The sequence below is a fragment of the Sorangium sp. So ce281 genome, from assembly GCF_051527395.1.
In the GTDB taxonomy this organism is placed as follows: domain Bacteria; phylum Myxococcota_A; class Polyangia; order Polyangiales; family Polyangiaceae; genus Sorangium; species Sorangium cellulosum_B.
This window is the reverse complement of the sequence record NZ_CP150322.1, coordinates 1,359,925-1,377,757: the sequence shown is the minus strand read 5'-3', so window position 1 is coordinate 1,377,757 and position 17,833 is coordinate 1,359,925. Positions and strand designations below refer to the sequence as shown.

Genomic DNA, 17,833 nt, shown 5'->3' with positions numbered 1-17,833 from the left:
AACAGCCTGCTACTCGCAGCCGGGCGGGGTGGACAGCCCGATCAGCGAGAAGAAGCTGCCGAACGTGTTGTCCTCGAAGCAGTTGTCGTGCGTGTCCGGCACGGTGAGCAGCGTCAGGTCGCTCGCGGCAAAGAAGAAGGGGTTCTCGTCGGGCGATCCTGGATCCAGGCCGTTGCCCATCACCAGGTTGCCTGCCACGTAGTTGTCGCGGGCGTCCTGGTCCAGCAGGTATGGATCGGTGATGGACGGATCCGTCTGGCAGTCGAGGTTCGGCGTGCCGCTGGCCGCCGCACAGTAGTCTGCGATGGCGATACCTGAGAGCTTGTTGCCGACGACGTGGTTGCCCGAGATCTCCGACTCGTCCACGCCGGCATAGAGAATTCCGATTCCGGGCGGGATAGCCGCAAGGATGCTCCCTGGCCGCGCCGTGTTCGGCCTGTTGTTGTCGACGACGTCGTTGTCGCGAACGTCGATTCGCCTGGCGCCCGCCCGAACGTCGAAGATGCCCGGCAGCAGCACGACCGAGAACCCCACGGCGTTGTTCCTGGCCACGTTGTAGCTGAGATCGACATCGTCGCTGTTCGACACCTCGAAGCCATTGGTGTTGTCTTCGACCAGGTTGTGCGTGACCCGGACGTCCTCGGAGGTCTCGACCCAGATGCCGCTGTCATTGGCGCCCGTGGCCTTGCTCAGCGCGATGAGGCCGTTGCGCGATTGCGTGGGGAAGATCCCGTAGCTCTTGTTGTTGTCCGAGTGGACGTCCACGATCCGGAAGCCGTCGACGCGCTCCGTGAACAGGCCGTTGTTGACGAAATTGCGGATGGTGATGCCGCGGATCTCGACGTCGTACAGGACAGGCTCGCCGCCCGTCGCGGCGCCGTGGATGCCGGGCTTGAGCTCGAACGGCGGCGCCATGCTCTCGTGGCAAGCCATGCAGTCGTTGCGCTCGCTGGGCACGACGACGATCCCGTTGCGCTGGCCGCCGGCGTTCTCGAGGACGACGCGCTTCGTCGGCGTGTTCTGCCCGATGAGCGAGATGCCGCTCTTGTTGATGACCAGGCCGTTGATCGCGCTGGCGGTCTCCCGGTACACGCCCGCCAGCACGAGGATCCTGGCCCCATCGGTCGCGCGGTCAATCGCTTCCTGGATCGACTGGCCTGGCCGGACGACGAGGGTCCGGCGCCCGTGCCGCCCGGGCGAGAGCGACCTCTCCTCCGCCGGCGGCGGTGCATGACAGCGCTGGCAGCCGGCGTTTTCACCCGCCCCGAACATCGCTCCATACGGCGCGGTCCACTCCGTCAGCATCGCGCTGGAGGCGTGGGCCCGCGCAGAGACAAGGCATGCGGCAGCTGCCCCCGATACCGCACACAGCACGACGAGCACGGCGCGATTGCAGTTCATGGAACTCCCCCTGCGATCCCGACGATTCGAGGCGTACAGTTGCCCGCGCTGCGTCTACGACAGCTGAGCGCGGACTTTCTGCATGTCACGATATATCATGCCTTCCGCCTACCAGCAAACCATGGTGCGTCACCACGTCAGCGGACCGCCACGCCTCGAGGCGGAACCTGGCAGCGAGCCCCGAGAAGCCGACCTCTTCCAGATCGTTCGATTCATCCCGGACGGGTCGATGGAAGCGTGTCCGCGGAGCGCCTGAGACAAACGCCAGGGCGAGGACGGGAGGCGAGGGCGCCGGCTGTCCGGACGGTGAACGCTGGCCATCAGCGATTCACCATGAGGCTTTTGCGCCCTTCATTCTCCAGCATCAACAGGCCGCCACGCCGGCTCGCGGGCAGCTCCATGAACGACCGAACGGCGCTTTCCGCGTCGAGCGCACGATCGATAAGACCTGCCCGCCCTGCGGGAGTGGGGAGCGCTGGCCTCGCGGGGTCGGAGCCGAGCTCGATCCCGAGGGCGAAGGTGCCGGTACGCATGACGACCCCCAGGGCAAAGCGGAAGGAGATGACCCGATTGTTCTCGCTCGCATTTTTTGATGCCAGCGATGTTCTGTCAGTCCGCGGCCAAGCTCGACATCGGATGGCTGGCAAGTCTCCTCCGGAGCGGCGCGTCAAGAGGGCGGGCGCAGGGCCACGGTATTGTTCGATGTGGATTCCAATTTCGGGATCGAGGCTCGCCTCGCGCCGGTTCATTTGAGTTGACATGGGCAATGTGAACGTTCACAATTTCGTCTCGGAGCGTCGCTCCGCTTTGTCCCGGGTAGCCGTCGTGCGCACCGGAGGCTTGGTCCTTTGTATCGGGATCGATCTCTGCACCGACTTTGCTCGGGTGTGGTGAACGCAAGCCATGGCGAGATCGCGGGGGCTCGCCCGCGCTGGGCTCGCTCAGGTGGAGCCGATCCAGGTGAGACAATCCTGGCGGAGGGAACAGCATGGCGATAGGTAGGACGAGATCGTGGTTCGGATTGACGATGACGGCGTGCCTCGCCGGCGCGTGCGGCGGCGCGCAGACCGTCGACACGCCCCCTGCGGCAGCGCCGCCTGCGCCTGCGCCGGCGGTGGCCCCCGCGGCGGACGCCGCTCCAGCGGCCCCGGCCGCCAGCTCCGTGCCACCAGGTGGTGAAACCGTGAACGCAAAGCCCGCTTCCGTCTCCAAGGCGCCCTTCGGCAACGCCGATGGCAAAGAGGTGATCCTTTACACGCTCACGAACGCGAACGGCCTGGTCGCGAAGGTGATGACCTATGGCGCGACGGTGACCGAGCTCCACGTCCCCGACAAGACGGGGAAGATGGGCGACATCGTCCTCGGCCACGACAACCTCGACGGGTACCTGAAGAACAGCCCGTACTTCGGGGCGACGGTCGGCCGCGTGGCCAATCGCATCAAGAGCGCGCAGTTCCAGCTCGATGGCAAGACCTACAAGCTCTCCGCGAACAACGGCGCCCACACGCTGCACGGCGGCACGAAAGGCTGGGACAAGGTCGTCTGGGACGCGGAGGCGACCGAGACGCCGGACGGCCCGTCCATCAAGCTCACGTACGTATCGAAGGACGGGGAAGAAGGATACCCCGGCACGGTCAACGCGACCACGACCTACACGCTCACCAACAAAAACGAGCTCAGGGTCGAGATGTCGGCCACGACCGACAAGACCACGATCGTCAACATGGCCCACCACGGCTACTGGAACCTGGGAGGGCACGGCTCGGGCTCCGTCGCCGACCAGGAGCTGACGCTGCACGCCGACAGCTACACCCCGCCGGACGCCACCGGCATCCCCACGGGCCAGCTCAAGCCGGTGAAGGGGACGCCGCTCGATTTCACGGCCGCCAAGCCGATCGGCAGGGACCTGAAAGCCATGGGCGGCAAGCCGGTCGGATACGACCACAACGTCGTCGTCAGCGGCGACCCGCACACGCTCCGCGAGGCGGCTCGGGTCAAGGATCCGAAGACCGGTCGGGTGCTGACGATCGAGGCCGATCAGCCGGGGATCCAGTTCTATACGGGCAACTACCTCGACGGGTCGATCAAGGGCAAGGGCGGCGCGGTCTACGACCAGTACAGCGGCCTGTGCCTCGAGCCGCAGAAGTTCCCGAACTCGATCAACGTCCCGGCCTGGAAGAACGAGGTCATCCTCAAGCCCGGCCAGCGCTACGCGCAGACGGCCGTCTTCCGGTTCACCACCGAGTAGCTCGCCGACGGTCACCCGCGCTGCCTCGCGGCGCCTGGGCGCTCACGCGAACGTCACGATCGGCATCACGTCCGCCGAGCGGCGCGCGAGCGCCACGGCCCGGCGTCCGTGCCGCACACGCCGACGGCGGACGGCAACCCAATCCCAGGAGGATCCATGACCCGCTCGATCCCATTCAGTATCTCGCTCCTTGTCGCGCTTTCAATCGCTGCTTGCGGGTCCGACGACGACGCCGCCGACGGCTCGGGCGGCAGCGGAGGAAAAGGAAGCAGCAGCGCTTCGAGCAGCAGCAGCAGCAGCAGCAGCAGCAGCAGTTCTTCGAGCAGCAGCGCCAGCACCTCGGGCGCGGGCGGCACGGACGACCCGAACCCGAGCGGCGGGGGAGGACAGGGCGGCACGGTCGATCCGGTCGGCACCGAAGGCGACGGCGATTTCGAGATCGGGCCCAACTACCAGGACGCCCCGGAGATCAAGAGGATCGACGGCGTTCCGCAGGGACGGACGTTCACGTTTTCCCTGTCGTCCCGGGAGAGCGACATCTTCACCGGCCACGATCCGACGTTGAACGACAACGCCAAGGGGGATTTCAACCGCCGCGTGGAGGTCGCGATCCCCGCGACGTACGTCGACGGCGCGGAGGCGCCGTTCATGGTCGTCCAGGACGCGCGCGACAGGAACGAGATCATCAACACGATCAACAACCTCGTCGCGGCCCCGAACGACCGCTTCCCGAGCGTCATCGCCATCTTCGCCGCGAGCGGAGGGGGCGACTCGTACGGCAGCGAGCGGGGGCTCGAATACGATACCATGTCGGACGCCTATCAGAGGTTCGTCGATACGGAGCTCCTGGAGGCGGTCAAGAACGACCAGGCCGTCCACGCCGCGTACCCCAACCTGAAGTTCACGAGCAACCCGGACGGCCGCTCCTCGTACGGATGCAGCTCGGGCGGGGCGGCGGCGCTGACCATGGGCTGGTTCGGCCACGACACCTACCGCAAGATCGTCACCTACGCCGGCACGTTCGTCGACCAGCAGAACCCCATCGCGCCCACCGAAGCCGAGTATCCCGACGGCGCCTGGGAGTACACGGAGGGGCTCATCCGGGAGAGCCCGCCCAAGCCGTTGCGCGTCTTCCTGCAGGTCGGCGAGAACGACCTCGGCAGCACCAGGGATGAAGCCAGCCACCACAACTGGGTGATGGCGAACCAGCGCGTGGCGGCGGTCCTCAAGGAGAAGGGGTATCACTACCGCTTCGTCTACGCGAAGGGCGCCGGCCACTGCGACGGGAGAGTGATCAAGCAGACGCTCCCCGACACGCTGCGCTGGATGTGGCGGGGCTATCCGGTCGATTGACGGCACGGTCGTGCCTCCGCCCGAGCTCGAAGGCGAGGAGGTCCGACGCTCGCTCATGAAGGTCGCTCCAGGGAAAATCAGGGCATCGGGAGGACGAAGGTGGTGACGGAAAAGGCCGGGACCGTGACCACCAGGCGATAGCCTTCGATCGCCATGTCGGGGAGCCGCTCGAGGTCCTCCGTGCGCGAGGTGCGGTGCACCTCCGCGGCGGGACCGACCGTGGGGAGGCGGGTGAGATCGAGCGTGTAGCCGCGGCTCGCGTTGCGATCGCCGTTGCGGACCACGAGCGAGAGAGAGCTCCCGTCGGCGCTGACCGCGGCCACCATGTCCTCGCTGTCGACGTCGACGAAGCGCGCGCCGGGCCGGATGTAGCGGCTGAAGCCGGCATGCATGTAAAAGCGCTTGATGGGAGCGAAGGACTGCTCGCGGTCGTTCAGCGTGAAGCTCGCCCAGCTGCGCGACGGATCGCCCGACTGCCAGTCCACCCAGGCCTCCGGCTTCAGCTCGCGCAGATCGTCGATGATGCGCTCCGCCATGAACAGCGCCGCGTCCGTGTCGTCGCTGATGCTCTGCCCGAGCGGCCCCGATTCCGATTGCCACAGCCGCTTGCCGAGCCTGGTCGCCAGCTGCCGCAGCTCCCTGCGCTGGCTGCCGGCGTAGGAGTGGACGTTGAGCTGCTGGAAAGCGGCGAGCGTCCCCGCGCCGAAGGCGCCGATGTTCCGGACGGCGTCATCCATGCTGTTCTCGTCCGACGCGCTGACCACCGTCTCGGCGAGGCCCTTGCTGGTCAGCTGCTTGGCCACCTCCTGGATGATCTTCTCCTGGCTCGCCCGGTCGAAGTGGCATCCTTCCTGGGAGCCGTTCGACTTCCACCAGTCGGCAAAAGGCTCGTTCAGCGGCTCCAGCGTGCGAAAGGTGATCCCGTGCTCGTCCCTGTAGTGGCGGACGACCTCCGTGAGGTAGTGGGCGAAGTCGTCGTAATGGTCCGCTTTGAGGTTGTCCTTGCCGTCGCTGCTGCCCGAGGCGCAGCCGCTGTTCGTCATCCAGTAGGGGGGAGAGTTGGAGAACGCCTCGAAGATCAGATCCGCTCCGCGCTCCGCGATGCGCAGGAGGATGGCGCGCTGCCTGGCGTCGTTCGCCCACGTGAAGGTCCCGTCGGCGCTCTGGAATCCAGGCATCTCGCGGTGCTCCTTCATGTGCTCGTGGGACGGGTTCTCCCCGCCGCCGATGTTGTAGCGGAAGACGTTGTAGCCGAGGCCATTCACCGGATCGACGACCGCTTCGACCACGGCGTTGCGCTTGGCTTCCTGCCATCCGCCCACGTGATCGGCCCACCAGCACAGGCTCGTGCCCCAGCCCTCGAAGGATTGGTGCACCACGTTCGTGTCGACCCGGACGAGCTCCGTGCCCGGAGCGGCGGTCACCGTGGGGCGAGGCTCGCTCGGGGAGCCCCCGCTCGCGCCCGACGAGCCGCCGCTGGACGAGCCGCCGCTGGTCGAAGCCGCGCTCGCCGCCCCTGCCCCGCCCGAGCCCGCCGGCGCCCCGCCCGAGCCCGCCGGCGCCCCGCCCGAGCCCGCCGCTCCTCCTGATGCGGTCGAGGGCGCGCCGCCGCTTCCACCGTTCGACCCGGCCTCGTCCGAGGGAGCTGCCGAGTCACGGCCGCAGCCCGATACGAGGACCACGGCGATCGCGAGGATGGACGAGGTTCTCGACGTCCTGGTCATCATGGGCCATCCCGAGCTCCGGTGCCTCCCGGTCGCTCCACGGTGAGAGGTCTCAACAGCGCTCTCTGGTGGCCGATGACCCGTCCGGCCGGACAAGGCGCCGGACAGGCAACGTCTTCCCGAGAACCGCAACAGTAGAGCATGACGGCGCGGAGCGTGGAAGATGGGACCCGGGCCGTTCCCGACTTCCCGCCCTCATGTAGTTCTCTTGCGTTGGTTCACGCGACTCGGCGCGTCAAGGCTCCAGCGCGTCAGGGATCCAGGGTGACGGGGGGGCGCTTGCCTCGGCAGCTGTTCGCAGACCCACCGTACCGGGGCGGTTGTGCGACCTCGTCCGCAGCTTAACCGGATCGAGCCGAGGGCGGGTCTTGAAACAGCAGCTGGAAGGGCTCTACGGGTCGTTGTCGCCACCGAGCCCTGGTGCTAGCCATGATCACGAGATCGGCCGCAGGGAATTGACCCATCTCGCCAAGGAGGATCTGTGAGTTTAACTTTGTTAAAACATTTTACTATCGCCCTAGGAGTCGTTGCCATCGGCTGCGCGGGGCCGGACGAATCCTCTGGAGAGACCGGGGCGGGTGGCAGCTCGTCTGGGACGGGCGGCGTGACCGTGGGCACCACCGGTACCACCGGTACCACCGGTACCACCGGTACCACCGGCAGCACCGGCAGCACCGGCAGCACCGGCAGCACCGGCAGCACGGCGGGCCCGGGCGGGTCGACAACGAGCGGGACGACCGGCAGCACCACCACGAGCGGGTCGGCCGCGGGCGGGGCCGGGGGCTTCGACGGGTCCGGGGGCGGGAGCACCACGACCACGAGCAGCTCGACCACCAGCAGCTCGACCACCAGCAGCTCGACCACCAGCAGCTCGACCACCAGCAGCTCGACCACCAGCAGCACGACCGCGAGCAGCTCCGCGGCCACGACCGGAGCCGGCACACCTACCCGGTGCACGGAAGCCGACCTGGAGGTCTGCAGCGACAGGACAGGCAAGCATTGCGGGCTCACCTTCGAATACTGGAAGGACCGAGGAAACGGGTGCCTGGTCAACACGGCGGGTGGCTTCCGCGTCGACTGGAACAACATCAACAACTTGCTGGGCCGCAAAGGGCTGAGGCCGGGTGGGAAGGACAATATCGTCACCTACGAGGCCGACTACCGGCCGAACGGCAACTCCTACCTGGCTGTCTACGGGTGGACGAGGAACCCGCTCATCGAGTATTACGTCGTCGATAGCTGGGGCAACTGGCGTCCGCCGGGCGGAGAAGGGTTCGTGGGCACCGTCACCAGCGACGGAGGTACCTACGACATCTACAAGACCCAGCGAGTCAACCAGCCCTCCATCGATGGCAATGCGACGTTCTATCAGTTCTGGAGCGTCCGGCAGCAAAAGCGCACGAGCGGAACCATCACCGTCGGCAACCACTTCGACGCGTGGGGGAAGCAGGGGCTGACCCTGGGGACCTTCTATGAGGTCTCGCTGGTCGTGGAGGGCTATCAAAGCAGCGGCAGCGCCGATGTGAAGCTCTCGATCGAGTGAGCGCCGGGCCCTGAGCATCGTTTTGGCCGACAGCCGTTCCTGAACGGAGCAACGACGGGCAGCTGAAGCATCCCCTCGAATCTTTCGGGGGGAGAATTCACAGGGAGGCGGGGAGACGGGGAGTAAAATCCCGACGACCTCACCGTCTCCCTGCTCGGTTTCCCGCCGAGATGCCGACCCATGAGGGGTTGTTCAGGACGACGACACGCGCCCCGTCCAGGCGCGCGCCGCCCTGCGCGCCCCCGAGCGCCGGCCGCGCCGGCCCGCTCGCGCGGCGCTCGAAGGTGGACCGCCCGTCGGGTACGCTGCGGGCCGGACATGAAACAGCACGCGCCGCGCTCCCCTGACGCCCCGGCCCCCGGGGCCCACGCGAACGCGCCCTCTCTGCCGTCGCCGCCTTCCAGCGCGACGACGCAGGTCCACAAGACGCGCGTCCCGGAGGCGTTCGGAGAGGCGCCCACGATCATGTACATGCCGGGCGACGAGCCCGATCGCACGCCGGGACACGCCCCGCCCCGCGCGGCCGGACAGGCCCGGCCTCCGGCGACCGACGAGGCCACCCTGCGCATGCCGCCCAGGGCCGGCGCCCAGGCCGGGGACGAGGCCACCCTGCGCATGCCCTCCAGGGCCGGCGCCCAGGCCGGGGACGAGGTCACCCTGCGCATGCCGCCCAGGGCCAGCACCCCGGGCGGGGAGCACGACGACCGCACGCTCAAGATGCCCGAGCGGCAAGCGCGCGGCGCGGCAGCGGACGAGGACAACGCGCCGACCGTCAAGGCCGAGCCCAAGGCGTCCTACGTCGACCTGAACGCCGAGGACGAGGACAAGCCCGGGGACCTCCGATCGTCCGCCCGCGCCTTCCTCAAGCGCCACCACAAGAAGCTCTGGTGGCTGCACACCGCGTATGCGCTCAGCCTCGGCGCCTTCGTGGTGACCTTCGCGCAGAAGGGGTTCCAGCACGCGCGCTTCCTCGCGGTCACGGTCAGCGTCGCCTGGCTGCTCGTGCTCCTCTTCTTCCGGCTCTTCGGCACCGGCGCCCGCCAGGACTTCGCGACGGCGTGGCGCGGCGCCCGGCTGCGCTTCCTCGTGATGACCTATGTCCTGAAGAACCTCTATCAGGGCATGCTCTTCTTCCTCCTCCCGTTCTACTGGAAGAGCGCCAGCCTGGACGCGCCGAACCGGTGGTTCGTCCTCCTCCTCGCCGCCTGCGCGGTGCTCTCGACGCTCGATCTCGTCTTCGACCGCGTGCTCATGCGCTGGAAGACCCTCGCGTCGGTGTTCTACGGGGTGACGCTGTTCGCGTGCCTGAACCTCGTCATCCCCGCGCTCCTCCCCGACACCCGCACGCTGTACACGCTGCTCTCCGCCGCCCTCGTGTCCGTGCTCGGCTTCTGCACGCTGCACCTGCCGTTCGGGGCCCTCTGGAGCCGGATGGGCGCCGTGTTCCTCGTCGTCGCGATGGCCGCCGGGGTCGGGCTCGCCTACGGGACGCGCGAGCTCATCCCGCCCGTCCCGATGCACCTGTCCTCCGCGGCCGTGGGCCCCTCGGTGCTCCCGGACGGACGGCTCGCCATGTCCGTGAAATCACTGCATTTTTCTGTGATTCGCGAGCTCCGCGCGGTGACCGACGTGGTGGTGCCGGGCGGCGACGGCGATCGGCTGCTCCACGTCTGGCGGCGCGAGGGGCGCGAGGTCCTCCGCGCGCCCGAGGAGACGCTGCGGGTACCCGGCCCGGAGGGCGCGGTGCGGCTCCAGTCGCAGCTCGTGGGCGGGCGTCTGCCGCGCCGCCTGACAGGGCGGTGGACGGTGGACGTCGAGACCGAGGACGGCCAGCTCGTCGGCCGCGCCTCGTTCGAGGTGACGGAATGAGCTGGCCGCTCCGTGGCGGAGGCGAGGCGAGCGCCGCGCAGCGCGCGCGCTGGGTCGACGCCGGCAACATCGCGAACGGGTTCCTCGTGTTCGGCAACGTCGTCACGGGCTTCATCGCGATCGGCAACGTCGCGCGCGGCTTCATCGCGATCGGCAACGTCGCCGTCGGCGTCGTCGCGATCGGCAACGTCGCCGTCGGCGTCGTCGGCGGGTTCGGCGCGACGATCGCGGTGGGCGCGTTCGCCGGCGCGGGCGTGCTCGCCCTGCCGGTGCTCGACGGGGTGGCGGGCGTGACCAGCCTGCTCGCGCTGAATCCGTTCCTCTCGGCGCTCCCGATCGCCCTCTGGCTCTTCGCCGCGCGCGTCCTCCCGGGGGAGCGCGCGCCCCGGCTGGGCCCCGATCCCGAGCTCGCGTCGCTCTCGTCGGTGCTCGGCGGCGAGCGCTCCGAGGGCTGGGTCCGCGGGCGGGTCGAGCGCGCGGGGGACGGCGCGCTCCGCCTCACACAGCGCGGCCGGGCCGTCGCGCTGCCGGCGACCCCGGAGGCGCTGCGCGCGGGCGCGGCGCTGCTCCCGGAGGGGCGCGGCGCGCGGCTCCTCGCCCTCGTGCGGGCGGAGGAGCACGTCCGCGGCGGCGAGGGCGGCTACCGCGCGGCGCAGGAGCGCGAGCGGGTCCTCACCGTCGCCGATCTGCTGGCGCCGCCGGCGCGGGTGCCGCCGTGGATCAACGGCGCCGAGGTGCAGTGGTGGCTCGCGCGCGCGTGGAACGTCGGGGCGGTCGTGGCGGTGGTCGCGCGGGCGGCGCAGCTCATCGCGGGCGCGATGGGATGAGCGCCCGCGACGCCCCTACTCCGTTGACTCCGTTGACTCCATTGCTCCGCTCCGCCGCCGCCTTCCGCTCGCTCTCGGACGCCAAGGCGACGTCGCCTCCCTCGATCTCCGGAGGCAGCGGCAACCGGACGCGGAACGAACGGCTCGAAGCGCCTGTCCCGCTGCTCCGGCGTGGTGCCGACGCCGCGATCGCGGGTCGTGGTCAAAATTGAACATGAAGGCGGGAAGGCGGGAAGAAAAGATCAATGATCTTCCTGCCTTCCCGCCTTCATGTGAACTCTCTCAAGGCAAATTTGACCACTACCCGATCGCGCACGGAGATGACCGCGAAGCCGGCCTGCCGGACGACCGACAGCGTGATCGGCTGTCCGGCGCGATCCCCCGGCGCGGAGGCGCGCAGGCGCCTCGCCTCGGTCAATACGCAGGCGGCCCCGAGGGCGCGGCTCACCCCTCCACGATCGAAGGGCTCCCGCTGTACACCACCGCGTCGAGCAGCCGCTCCTCCCGCACCATCGCGAGCGCCGGCGCGCCCCGGCGCACCGAGATGCTGCCGCCGGGATCCGCGAACCCGCACGCCTCCGCCCCCCGCTGCGAGCCGATCTCCCAGAGCGCCTCGGCGGGCGTCGCCCCGCCCTCGCCCCGCAGCGTCACGCGCCGGCCCGTCCGCAGCCGCTCGCCGAGCTCGACGCCGCGCATGTCCTCGAACGGATCGGTGATGACGTGGCTGTCGATCCCGACGCACAGCCGCGCGCCCGCGGCGCGCAGCGCGGCCACGTCGGGCAGTCCGTCGCCGAGGTCGCGCTCGGTCGTCGGGCACAGGCACGCGAACGCCCTCGCCGCGCCGAGCAGCGCCGGCTCGTGCGGCGCGAGGTGCGTCGCGTGCACCGCCACGAAGCGCTCGCCGAGGACCCCGCGCTCGGCCAGGAGCTCCACCGGCCGACGGCCGGTCTCGGCGAGGCACGCCTCGATCTCGGCCGGCTGCTCGGCCACGTGCATGTGCACCATGAGCCCGCGCTCCGCGGCGTACCGCGCGATCTCGCCGAGCCACGCCGGGGGCACGGCGCGCACGCTGTGGGGCGCCACGCCGACGCGCACGTCCTCGCAGCCCGCGTAGCGCGCCCGGAGCGCCTCGACGTCCGCGAGCGCCGCGTCGAGCGAGGCGTCCGAGAACCGCCGCTGCGCCCCCTCGGGCGCCCGGCCCGCGCCGGCGCGCGCGTAGACGACCCGGAGGAGCGCGATCCGGAGGCCCTCCTCGCGCGCGGCCTCGATCACCGCGTCCGCGAGGACCGTGCGATCCGCGTAGGGCGCGCCGCCCGGCTGGTGGTGCACGTAATGGAACTCGCCCACCGTGCGCACGCCCGCGGCGCGGAGCTCGCGATAGGCCACCTTCGAGATCGAACGAATGGACTCGGGCGTGAGCGACTCGGCGAGCGCGTACATGGCGCTGCGCCACGACCAGAAGTCGTCCGCCCCCGACGGCCCCGGCCGCTGCGCCTCACCGCGCATCCCGCGCTGGAAAGCGTGGGAGTGGGCGCTCGCGAGCGCCGGCAGCTCGATGGCTCGCTCGGTCAGCCTCATGCCGCACGTCTATCACGTCCATCGCGTCCATCACGTTGGGACAGACGGGAAAAGGCGTGGGCAGGCCGCTCTGCCGGGGCGGCGCCGCGATCCAGAGCGGCCCTCTGTACCGCGGCAGGGAGCGCAGCGGTCCGGAACACGCGCCTTCCAGTCAATTCCGGTCAATCATCGCTCGGTGTCAGGAGGAGCGGGAGGCAGCCGACGTTGAGCTTGCTGCAGGCCCCATCGAGCACGGCGGGGTCCTCGTCGGATTGCTCGTAAAACGCCATGGTGAGCGCGCTGCACTCGGGGAGCACATCGCGCGTGTACGCTCGCACCTCGGCGGCGCAGGCGTCGATCTCCGCGATCGTGGCCGTGCATTGCGTCGGCTGGCCGCAGGGCTTTGCGTCGACCTCCACGAGGGCCTGCTCCAAAAGCTGCTCTGCCTGGCTCGGGTCGGCCATGCACCCCTCGACCAGCTCGGAGCACTTCGCCTGCAGCTCGGCGTCGCTGGTCCCGGCGTCATCCCCGTACGCCGCGCCGAGCACGCCCTGCATGAGGCACACGGACTCGACGGTCACCTGCTCGGCGCTGCAGCGGCGATACCCCTTGCACGCCTGCTCGACCTCCGCTGGCGAGAGCTCGCTGACGAGCGCCGACGTGTCGAGTCCCGAGCAGGATGCGGCCCCGGAGCCCCCCCCCGCCGAGCCCGCCGAACCCGTCGAGTCGCCGGGCGTCGCCCCGTCGTCGTCCCCGCAGCCCAGCCCCGAGAGGCCGCAGGCCAAGCCCACCCCCACCACACCAGCCCAGAACGTCGTTCGCATTCCTCTGCGCTCCCGATGAAAGGTCAAGAATCGAGCCCTGCCGCGGCGGCAGACCACGTCTCCTTACGCCGGGCGGCTCCGGTTCCCCCCTGACGAGGCCGTCACGATGCTGCTCGCTGCGCGCCCCGACGCCGGCCCTCTGGATCTTCCTCGGGCCTTCGCGGCCCGAGCGCGCCTCAGCGCTTCGGCTCGACCTCGAGCTCGGGCAACCCCGCGAGCTTCCCCTCGACGTCCGCGGCGGGCGGCGCTTCACGGGCCTCCTCGCGGCGGGGCGCCATGACCGTCAGGGCGCGCGGGAGGCACTCCACCACGAGCGGCGTCGTCCCGGCCTCCTCGCCGTCGATGAGCACGTTCTGGGGCGGATCGGTCGTGATGCAGACCCGCCGGGCGGCGAGGAAACCGATGTTGTCGCGCTCGGCCGGCTCGCCGTCGATCGCGGTCCTCAGGAGGTGCAGTCCTGTCGCGACCGCCTCCACCAGCGTCGTGGCCGACACGATGGTGAGGTCGAGCCGCCCGTCGTCGGGGGACAGGACGGGCGGCCCCTGCGCCAGCACCGTGCGCGGAGGCGCCATGTTCGCGACGGTCACCGCGACGGCACGGCAGTGGATCCGCTGGTCCTCGGTCTCGATCTCGACCGCGAACGGCTCGAGGCTCATCAGCTTCTTCATCCCGGTGCGGATGTACGCGAGCACACCCCAGCGCTGCTTCTCGTCCTGCGGGGTCTCGCCGACCGTGTCGGCGTGCAGCCCGACCGCCGAGAGCAGGATCATGGTCTTCCCGCTGGCGCGAGCGGCGTCGATGCGCGTCGGCTCGCCGTGGACGAGCACGTCGATCGCCCCCTCCAGGTCGGCCGGGATTCCCAGGGACTGCGCGATCGAGTTCGCCGTTCCCAGCGGCAGGATCCCCAGGCACGCATCGGCCCCGAGGAGCGCGGACGCCACGCTGGAGATCGTCCCGTCGCCGCCCGCCGCGATCACCAGGGAGGCGCCTTCGCGGCGCGCAGCCTCGGCGCAGGCGGCGGCAGAGCGGTCCGCGCTCGTCTCGTAGACGCTCAGCGCAAACTCGCGCTGGAGCCGGGCAGGCAGCGACTCGACCGAATCGCCCGCGTGGCCGGCAGCCGGGTTGACGATCAGCGCCGCTCTCCGCTCGGTCATGGCGGCATCGTAGAACGCCGAACCGGTTGAAACCCCAAGAAAAATCGGCGGGGTGGCCGCGCGCGGACCCGCGCGGGCGGCTATCGCCGCGCCCGTACGGCTGTGCCTGCGTGCGCCACGCGCGCGACAGCGACGCCCCGCCGCGCAGGCCGGAGACGCCGCTGGCCGCACGATGGCACGGCAATTGTACCGCGATGTTGTTCATGAGACTTCAGCGAATCGGTCGACCGGCTTGTCTTGCGCTCGCGCTCCTCGGCGCGGGGACGCTCGCCGCCTGCGGAGAGGACTCGTCAGCGGGCGCGGGTGGCAGCGGCGCCACGAGCGGCGGGGGCGCCACCGGCGGCGAAGGCGGCGCGGGCGGCGAAGGCGGCGCGGGCGGCGAAGGCGGCGCGGGCGGCGAAGGCGGCGCGGGCGGAGGGGAAGGCGGGAGCGCCGGAGGCGGCGCTTCATGGCCCGTCGACACCTACCCGATCGACATCACTCCATCGGAGGACTGGAAGAACCAGATCAGCTTCCCCTTCGAGCCCTTCGCCGCCTGGCCCGCGACGTTCGAGACGCCGGGCTGGGTGAAGTTCACCGTGCTGATGCACGATCCCACCAAGGTCTATTACCAGGACAGCAACAAGTTCCCGTTCCACGGCGAGTTCGCCACGGCGCGGCTCGACCCGTTCTTCGAGATGTCGCGGGACGAGTTCGACAAGGTCTCGCTGCACGAGGAGGGGCAGAAGGCCATCCTCGGCGCCGTGATCTTCCCGCCGACCCCGGAGAGCGTGCCGGAGTACGGCATCCAGCTCGTCCGCCAGGACGCTTACGATCCCGAGGTGGCGCGCGTCGTCCTCGAGCTCGTGAAGGACAGCGTCGTCGCGCCCGAGGGGGCGCGGCCCTTCTATTTCCCGACGTACGAGCAAGCGGACTCGGCCTCGGAGAACAGCGCGTTCTTCGAGGCGAGCGGGTTCCCGGTGAGCTCGGTCGAGCGGTGGCTGGACGGCGACGCGTGTTATGCGACGGGCTGGGCCGTGGGCCGGCTCCGCTATGTCCCGCCGGACGCGATCGACGCCGCCTACGCGAGCGGCGAGCTCCGGGCCGAGGACATCCTGCTCACCGACGCCATCCCTGCGGAGGTGCCTTATGTGGCGGGCATCGTCTCGCTGTCGCCCGCGACGCCGAACGCGCACACCGCCCTCCTCGCGACCTCGTTCGGCATCCCGTTCGTCTACCTCGGCGATCCGGCCGCCGCGGAGGCGGCGAAGGCGCTCGACGGCGAGGAGGTCGCGCTGCGGGCCTCGCTGCAATACGGGTCCATCTGCCGCGCGGTGCTCTTCGAGGCCGGAGGGATAGCGCCGGCGGACAGGGAGCAGCTCCTCGCGCTGAAGCGGCCCGGCGAGCTCGGGATCCAGCCCAAGGAGCCCCTCGGCGCCTACGCCGGGTCCACCGAGGATCTCGGCCCCGCGGATATCGTCCATTTCGGGGGCAAGGCCGCGAACTACGGCCTGCTGCGGGACGCCATCCCGGAGAGCTCCGATGTCGCTGTCGCGCTGTCGTTCGATCTCTGGGACGATTTCCTCGATCAGGTCATGCCCGGCGGCCGCACGCTGCGCGCCGAGATCGCGGAGCGCCTCGCGGGCCACAGCTACCCGCCCGACATGCTGGCGCTCAAGGCCGATCTCGCGGCGATCCGCGCGCGGATCACCGGGGAGAGCGCCTTCTCGGCGGGGCAGCGGCAGGCGATCGAGGCGGCGCTCGAGGGCTTCACGCCCACGAAGAAGATCCGGTTCCGGAGCTCGACCAACGTGGAGGACAGCGCCGTCTTCACGGGCGCGGGCCTCTACGACAGCTACAGCGGCTGCCTGGCCGACGATCGGGACGCCGACCAGGAGGGGCCGAGCCTGTGCGACCCCGGCGAGGCCGGCGAGCGCGGCGTGTTCCGCGCGATCCGCAAGGTGTACGCGAGCTTCTACAACGACAACGCCTTCCTCGCCCGGCTCCTCCATGGCGTCGACGAGGCCGAGGTCGGGATGGGCGTCCTCGTCCATCACTCCTATCCTGACGAGGACGAGATGGCGAACGGCGTCGCGACGCTCGAACGGCGCGAGCTGGTCAATGACCAGATCCAGATCGTGACGCAGCTCGGGGCGACGTCCGTCACCAACCCGGAAGGCGGAGCGCAGCCGGAGGTCGTGACCGCGAGCCTCTTCGACCACGAGACCTCCGTTTACCTCCTGTCAAGCTCGACGCTCGTCCCGCTCGGCGGCCACGTGATGCGATGGGAGGACGATTACCACGCGCTCGCCGCGCTGCTCGGCCGCGTCGAGGCGCGGTTCAGCGAGCTGAACCCTGGCAGGAAGTCGTTCCTGCTCGATTACGAGTTCAAGAAGATGAAGCCCGGAGACCTCGTCGTGAAGCAGGTGCGCGAGGTCGCGCTCCCGGACACGGCGCCGAGCCTCACGCCGTTCCTGCTCGACGAGCCCCGGGAGGTCTGCACCTTCCAGGGCGAGTTCGGCGACGTGTTCGCGAACCACCGGCTCAAGGTGCGCGCGAGGCTCCCGGCGAAGAGCGGGTTCCTCACGCCGGCGGCGCTCGCCAGCACGCTCTTCGGCGAGGAAGCGCGGCTCGACTACCTCTCCGGTGGATCGGTGGCGACGCTCTCGGGGAGCCCCGCGGCGTGGCCAGCCGCGTCCCACGCGTACGCCGAGGAGACGGCGACGGACTCCTTCGTGGACGGCGCCGGGGCGTCGGAGATCACCTATGCGCTCGCCACTTCCCCGGTGCCCGAGCTGCTACCGCCGTCGCTGGGCCCGCTGGTCGCGCTGCGCGACGTCGGGATGATGCTGAGCGCCGCCTACGCCACGCCCGTGCCGGCGCTCGACTGGGAGGGCGCGCCGATCGACGTGTCCTCGGCGGTGGTGCAGCTCGACGCCTGTCCCGCGGACGGCCCTCCCGTGGCGGGCGCGCTGCTCCAGGAGCGCTCGCTCTCGTGGGCGTCCGGCGTCTCGGTGAAGACCTCGTTCTACTGGCCGCCGGCCCCCACGGGCCCCACGGCGGGGTACACGGCGCCGCTCCACAAGTGGGTGGAGACGCGCATCGAGGGGCTGACGAGCGCACCGATCGTGCTCAGGGGCTACCACGCGCAGACGTACCACCCGCAGCACCACAACTTCTCGGAGGACTTCATCTTCGAGCCCCGCCTCGAGCCCGGCCTGGATCCCGCGATCCTCGCCGAGCTGGAGCAGAAGGGCATCCGGCTGATCCACGTCCGGACGCCGGACGGCGGCGAGGGCGGCGCGAAGCTGTGGACGCTCGATCCAGAAGGCGTGTTCCACCGGGTCGACTGAG

The 17,833-nt window shown here is 70.0% G+C and carries 14 protein-coding genes; 7 read left to right on the top strand and 7 right to left on the bottom strand.

Annotated features, from left to right (window positions below; genetic code table 11):
• Nucleotides 1-9 precede the first annotated feature (9 nt).
• Both WMF27_RS05095 and WMF27_RS05090 read right to left on the bottom strand, forming a co-directional pair.
• Nucleotides 10-1,401 carry a right-handed parallel beta-helix repeat-containing protein gene (locus tag WMF27_RS05095; protein ID WP_437761373.1) on the bottom strand — a complete coding sequence of 464 codons (1,392 nt, stop codon included), beginning with the start codon at nucleotides 1,399-1,401 and terminating at the stop codon, nucleotides 10-12.
• 320 nt (nucleotides 1,402-1,721) lie between these two features.
• Nucleotides 1,722-2,162: a hypothetical protein gene (locus WMF27_RS05090; RefSeq protein WP_437761374.1), complete on the bottom strand. Its 441-nt coding sequence runs from the start codon at nucleotides 2,160-2,162 to the stop codon at nucleotides 1,722-1,724.
• Between the two features lie 266 nt (nucleotides 2,163-2,428).
• Here WMF27_RS05090 and WMF27_RS05085 point away from each other — a divergent pair, with 266 nt between their 5' ends.
• Together WMF27_RS05085 and WMF27_RS05080 are read left to right on the top strand one after the other, a co-directional pair.
• Nucleotides 2,429-3,649, top strand: coding sequence for an aldose epimerase family protein (locus tag WMF27_RS05085; RefSeq protein WP_437761375.1), 1,221 nt, complete (start codon nucleotides 2,429-2,431; stop codon nucleotides 3,647-3,649).
• Nucleotides 3,650-3,805: 156 nt separating this feature from the next.
• Nucleotides 3,806-5,002, top strand: a complete 1,197-nt coding sequence (locus WMF27_RS05080; protein ID WP_437761376.1) for an alpha/beta hydrolase — start codon at nucleotides 3,806-3,808, stop codon at nucleotides 5,000-5,002.
• A 77-nt stretch (nucleotides 5,003-5,079) separates the two neighbouring features.
• On the opposite strand, the gene WMF27_RS05075 is transcribed toward WMF27_RS05080, so the two are convergent.
• Nucleotides 5,080-6,426: a glycoside hydrolase family 30 protein gene (locus WMF27_RS05075; RefSeq protein ID WP_437761377.1), complete on the bottom strand. Its 1,347-nt coding sequence runs from the start codon at nucleotides 6,424-6,426 to the stop codon at nucleotides 5,080-5,082.
• On the opposite strand from WMF27_RS05075, the gene WMF27_RS05070 reads away from it, so the two are divergent.
• The 4 genes from WMF27_RS05070 (at nucleotide 6,407) to WMF27_RS05055 (ending at nucleotide 10,965) form a co-directional block, all read left to right on the top strand.
• Nucleotides 6,407-6,772 carry a hypothetical protein gene (locus WMF27_RS05070; RefSeq protein WP_437761378.1) on the top strand — a complete coding sequence of 122 codons (366 nt, stop codon included), beginning with the start codon at nucleotides 6,407-6,409 and terminating at the stop codon, nucleotides 6,770-6,772. The two genes, WMF27_RS05075 and WMF27_RS05070, sit on opposite strands and share 20 nt — an antisense overlap.
• 564 nt (nucleotides 6,773-7,336) lie before the next feature.
• The gene (locus tag WMF27_RS05065; RefSeq protein ID WP_437761379.1) at nucleotides 7,337-8,269 is read left to right on the top strand and encodes a glycoside hydrolase family 11 protein; all 933 of its coding nucleotides are present in this window, start codon (nucleotides 7,337-7,339) and stop codon (nucleotides 8,267-8,269) included.
• 318 nt (nucleotides 8,270-8,587) lie between these two features.
• Nucleotides 8,588-10,138, top strand: a complete 1,551-nt coding sequence (locus tag WMF27_RS05060; RefSeq protein WP_437761380.1) for a DUF5924 family protein — start codon at nucleotides 8,588-8,590, stop codon at nucleotides 10,136-10,138.
• Complete coding sequence (locus WMF27_RS05055) at nucleotides 10,135-10,965, top strand: hypothetical protein (RefSeq protein WP_437761381.1); 831 nt, start codon at nucleotides 10,135-10,137, stop codon at nucleotides 10,963-10,965. The genes WMF27_RS05060 and WMF27_RS05055 overlap by 4 nt, the downstream gene beginning before the upstream one ends.
• A gap of 268 nt (nucleotides 10,966-11,233) precedes the next feature.
• On the opposite strand, the gene WMF27_RS05050 is transcribed toward WMF27_RS05055, so the two are convergent.
• The 4 genes from WMF27_RS05050 to WMF27_RS05035 form a co-directional block, all read right to left on the bottom strand.
• Entirely contained in the window at nucleotides 11,234-11,413 is a 180-nt protein-coding gene (locus WMF27_RS05050; protein ID WP_437761382.1) for a hypothetical protein, read from the bottom strand.
• A complete protein-coding gene (locus WMF27_RS05045) occupies nucleotides 11,410-12,543 on the bottom strand; it encodes a formimidoylglutamate deiminase (protein ID WP_437761383.1) in 1,134 nt (377 codons plus the stop codon). Before WMF27_RS05045 ends, WMF27_RS05050 begins: the two co-directional genes overlap by 4 nt.
• A 161-nt stretch (nucleotides 12,544-12,704) precedes the next feature.
• Nucleotides 12,705-13,346: a hypothetical protein gene (locus WMF27_RS05040; RefSeq protein ID WP_437761384.1), complete on the bottom strand. Its 642-nt coding sequence runs from the start codon at nucleotides 13,344-13,346 to the stop codon at nucleotides 12,705-12,707.
• Nucleotides 13,347-13,522: 176 nt separating this feature from the next.
• A complete protein-coding gene (locus WMF27_RS05035) occupies nucleotides 13,523-14,545 on the bottom strand; it encodes a YegS/Rv2252/BmrU family lipid kinase (protein ID WP_437944517.1) in 1,023 nt (340 codons plus the stop codon).
• Nucleotides 14,546-14,703: 158 nt separating this feature from the next.
• Between WMF27_RS05035 and WMF27_RS05030 the strand changes: the two genes are divergently transcribed.
• Nucleotides 14,704-17,832 (top strand): PEP/pyruvate-binding domain-containing protein, encoded by a 3,129-nt coding sequence (locus tag WMF27_RS05030; protein WP_437761385.1) that lies wholly within the window; start codon nucleotides 14,704-14,706, stop codon nucleotides 17,830-17,832.
• Nucleotide 17,833: the final 1 nt, after the last annotated feature.

Coding starts and splice junctions, on each gene's coding strand:
- WMF27_RS05095 (WP_437761373.1), bottom strand. CDS start 1,401: ATGAACTGCAATCGCGCCGTGCTCGTCGTGCTGTGTGCGGTATCGGGG.
- WMF27_RS05090 (WP_437761374.1), bottom strand. CDS start 2,162: ATGTCAACTCAAATGAACCGGCGCGAGGCGAGCCTCGATCCCGAAATT.
- WMF27_RS05085 (WP_437761375.1), top strand. CDS start 2,429: ATGACGGCGTGCCTCGCCGGCGCGTGCGGCGGCGCGCAGACCGTCGAC.
- WMF27_RS05080 (WP_437761376.1), top strand. CDS start 3,806: ATGACCCGCTCGATCCCATTCAGTATCTCGCTCCTTGTCGCGCTTTCA.
- WMF27_RS05060 (WP_437761380.1), top strand. CDS start 8,588: ATGAAACAGCACGCGCCGCGCTCCCCTGACGCCCCGGCCCCCGGGGCC.
- WMF27_RS05055 (WP_437761381.1), top strand. CDS start 10,135: ATGAGCTGGCCGCTCCGTGGCGGAGGCGAGGCGAGCGCCGCGCAGCGC.
- WMF27_RS05045 (WP_437761383.1), bottom strand. CDS start 12,543: ATGAGGCTGACCGAGCGAGCCATCGAGCTGCCGGCGCTCGCGAGCGCC.
- WMF27_RS05040 (WP_437761384.1), bottom strand. CDS start 13,346: ATGCGAACGACGTTCTGGGCTGGTGTGGTGGGGGTGGGCTTGGCCTGC.
- WMF27_RS05030 (WP_437761385.1), top strand. CDS start 14,704: ATGAGACTTCAGCGAATCGGTCGACCGGCTTGTCTTGCGCTCGCGCTC.